Consider the following 3,636-nt stretch of genomic DNA (forward strand, 5'->3'; position numbering starts at 1 on the left):
GCTGGGCCAGCGACATCGAGGAGACGCAAGGCCATCTGCCAAAGTACCCGATGATTGGTGACACCGATCTGAACGTGGCCAAGCTCTACAACATGCTGCCCGCCGAGGAGCCTGGTACAGCCGAGGGCCGCACGGCGGCCACCAACGCCACCGTCCGGTCGGTTTTCATCATCGGCCCGGACAAGAAGATCAAACTGATGATGACCTACCCGATGACCACCGGCCGCAACTTCGACGAGATCCTGCGCGCGCTCGACTCGATGCAGATGACGGCCAAGTACAAGGTTGCCACGCCGGTGAACTGGAAGCCGGGTGACGACGTGATCATCGCCGGCTCAGTGTCCGACGAGGAGGCGAAGAAGCTGTTCCCGCAGGGCTGGAAGGCGCCCAAGCCTTATCTGCGCATCGTCAAGCAGCCGGCGTGATCTTCGGGCCGGTTGCCTCCGGCGATCGCCAGGTGGCTGGCGAGACTCCTAAGTTGACATGGCAAGGTCGGCCGCGGAGTGTGTCCTGAATGCGGATATCCAGCCGGGAAAGTCATCCGCCGGCATCGGCCGGGCGATGCCGTAACCCTGGGCCACATCACAGCCGTGGCCAGCCAGCCATGACAGGTCGCTGGGTGTTTCCGCGCCTTCGGCGGTCACCGTGAGCCCCAGCGCGTGGCAAAGTACGATCGTGGAATGGACGATAGCGGCATTTTTGGGCGAATCGGCAACCGCGGTCACGAATGACTGGTCGATTTTCAGTTCGTCGACCGGCAAGGTCTTCAGGTAGGCAAGCGATGCCTGGCCCGAGCCGTAATCGTCGATAGAAAGTTTGACCCCGAGCGACGACAGTTCGCTCAGGTGCGCCAGCGCGAGTTCCGGCTCCTCCATCAGTGCACTCTCGGTAATTTCAAGGCACAGATTGCCTGGCGGGAGCTGGTGCTGTTCCAGTAACCGACGAACATGAGCAACCAGTTCCAGGTTCAAGATGTCGAGTGTTGAAAGATTGGCGGACACGACGATCGACAGTCCTTCGCGGTACCAGTGCGCCGTCTGCTCAACAACCCGTTCCAGGACCCAGGGCGTGATTTCGCGGATGAATCCCGTCTGTTCGGCAAATGGAATGAAGCGTATCGGAGGAATAAGCCCGTGCGATGGGTGCCGCCACCGCAGCAGCGCTTCCGCTCCTGTGATTTCTCCGCTGGTCATATCCAGTTTGGGCTGGTAGTAGAGCACGAACTCCTGGCGAACCAGTGCCTCGCGCATCTCTCCGATCAGGGATAACTGCTCGTGTGCAGGCTCGTCGCCGATGTCGGCAGCGAAGGCAAAGCCGTTATGGCGCCGCTTGGCCGCAGCCATCGCCAGCTCGGCACGCCTGAGCAGCGTGCCGGCATCCCGGCCATCCTGCGGATACAGAGCGATGCCAAGGCTACCGCCAACATCCAGTCGCTGGCCTTCCAGCGTGATTGGATCGCGCAATTTGTCGAATACCGATTGCACAAAGGCGGTCGCTGTGCCTTTGTCGGCCCCGTCCAGATGGAAGGAAAACTCGTCACCCCAAAGCCGTGCAACACAGTTGGGGGCGGGTGTGATCTGACTAAGGCGCACACCTATTTCGACCAACAGGCGGTCCCCCACCGGATGACCCAGGGCATTGTTGATCAAGGCAAAGCGGTCGAGATCAAGCACCGCAACGGCGCCGCAGCCACCGGCGGGCAACTGGTCGAGCACCTCCAGAAAACGGGTCCGGTTGGGCAGACCGGTCAGTGCATCTTCGTACGCGAGCCGGAGGATTTTCTCTTCGCGGCTGGCGATCCGCTCGCGCATGTGATCGAAGCTCTTCGCGAGTTGTCCGATTTCATCGGACGGTAGTCGCGGTACGGGCTGTGTGTAATCGCCAGCCTCGATGCGCCGCGCCGAGACCGACAACTCATTGATTGGTTTAACGATTCTGCGCGCCAGCATGATGCTGCCGACCGTGAATACGGCCGTCCCTCCCAGAACGACAATCAGCAACACGGTCTGCAATGAATGGAAAGGGGCCTGCGCCTGCTCCAACGAGCGTTGAAGCAACACCGAGACCTCGTGGCCGAGCGGTATTTGCAAGGTCCGGTAATGCTCTTCGCCGATGGACAATTCCTCCGTGGCGTCGCCTGATGGTGCGGGCAAGGATTGGGCCAGCGCTGCACGCCCCGGATTGTCGAGCGACGATGCAAGCAGCGTCGCCTTCGACCCCCGGTGGCGGATGACGCTCACCGTCAGCCCGGTCACTTCTGACAGGCCGCGTGTCCACAGGTCATCCACCTGAAACCCCATGGCCACCCAGGCGATGAGCTTCGGGGCCAGAATGGGCACGATCACGATCTGGTAAAGAAACCCGTCCTTCATCTGCCTGAATCCGGCGCTCTTGCCCGCCGACTGAGCGCTTGCAAGCAGGTCCTGGAACTGGAATGAACCGGGCGAGGCGGCTCCTTGCTGGGTATCGGCAATCAGCAATCCGTCGGGATTGATCACAATCATCACCTGGGCGCCTATCCTCAGCCCGTGATTGCGGATGACCGAGCGCACCGTTGACTGGTCCTGTGTGGCAATGGCCTCGCGAAAAGCAAAATCCCCGGACAGCACCGTTGCGGCAGTTTCCAGCTGGCGCTGGTTTTGCTCAATCAGGCGCTTGAATACATGGGTGCCGGCCGCAAGCTCCCGCGTCACCTCGCTGGCAACAATCCGTTTGTTGCTGCTGGTCACAAGCGTGATGATCAGCGCCATGACCAGGACCAGCAGTCCCACAAAAACGACGACGATGCGCTGTTGAAGAGACCGCCGGATCATGGCTAATACGTATCGGATTCAACCGGCGGCTTCGGTTTTAAAACGCGTGGCGTCACATCGGAGATCAGTTCCAGCCGGGCCGTGATGCCACCAATCTCGATGTCGCGCAGTGGACCTTCTGCTTTCTGGTGCGGGTGCCATACCCGCACCCGGTAGTGGCCTGCGGGAACATTGCGAATGAGGGCTTTGCCATCGCTGCCGGTCTTGGCGAAATAAGGCGAGTTCACAACCAGGACATATGCTTCCATCCAGTCGTGGATATTGCATCCCAGCGCCACCTCTCCGGGCCTGTCGAAAAGCACCGGTTGTACCAGCCTGCCGGCATAGAGCTTGATTTCGAGACGCTTGGCGGGTGAAAAGGAATAGACGTGATGCTTGACCGGATCGTGGTTGGGAAACTCGATCAGCGTTCCCGTCTGGACAATCGTCACATACGGCATAAATTCGCGATCGCGTTGCTCGATGCTCGCCATCTTGCGGGACTTGAGAGCGACGCCCAAAACCGGTTCAAGGACAACGGCGGCATCTTCCACCGGTTTGCCCGCCGGCGTCGAGACCGTGGCTTCAAGGCCTCCTGCAACCGCGTTGACGCAAATAAACAGGACTGCTGCAATCCCGGCCGCAATGGCACGGGTCACGGCGCAAGCTGGATAGCGGGTGCGATCTGCCAGATTTCAGTGGCAAGGTCTCCATCCCGATAGGTGAGCACGTGCAAAACCTTGACCGCCGGCGTGCCGCCATACTCTGCCTTGGCTTCTACTGTGGTGCCCTTTGGGTGCGCAAAGGCCTCCAGCTTGCTGAATACGGCCGGACGCGGCTTGCC

The 3,636-nt window shown here is 60.5% G+C and carries 2 protein-coding genes and 2 pseudogenes; 1 reads left to right on the forward strand and 3 read right to left on the reverse strand.

The annotated features are described in order from the left end of the window. Positions 1-425: pseudogene (locus Q7T36_RS08535) on the forward strand (peroxidase); the annotation flags it as partial. A gap of 48 nt (positions 426-473) precedes the next feature. Here the strand turns inward: Q7T36_RS08535 and Q7T36_RS08540 are convergent. From Q7T36_RS08540 to Q7T36_RS08550, 3 genes and pseudogenes are all read right to left on the reverse strand, one after another. Continuing rightward, positions 474-2,813: a bifunctional diguanylate cyclase/phosphodiesterase gene (locus Q7T36_RS08540; RefSeq protein WP_304846628.1), complete on the reverse strand. Its 2,340-nt coding sequence runs from the start codon at positions 2,811-2,813 to the stop codon at positions 474-476. A gap of 2 nt (positions 2,814-2,815) precedes the next feature. Continuing rightward, the gene (locus Q7T36_RS08545) at positions 2,816-3,451 is read right to left on the reverse strand and encodes a hypothetical protein (protein ID WP_304846631.1); all 636 of its coding nucleotides are present in this window, start codon (positions 3,449-3,451) and stop codon (positions 2,816-2,818) included. Continuing rightward, positions 3,448-3,636, reverse strand: a pseudogene (locus Q7T36_RS08550) (nuclear transport factor 2 family protein); the annotation flags it as partial. The gene Q7T36_RS08545 and the pseudogene Q7T36_RS08550, both read right to left, overlap by 4 nt.

It is taken from the genome of Fluviicoccus sp. (assembly GCF_030646115.1).
GTDB lineage: Bacteria > Pseudomonadota > Gammaproteobacteria > Pseudomonadales > Moraxellaceae > Fluviicoccus.

Coding starts and splice junctions, on each gene's coding strand:
- Q7T36_RS08540 (WP_304846628.1), bottom strand. CDS start 2,813: ATGATCCGGCGGTCTCTTCAACAGCGCATCGTCGTCGTTTTTGTGGGA.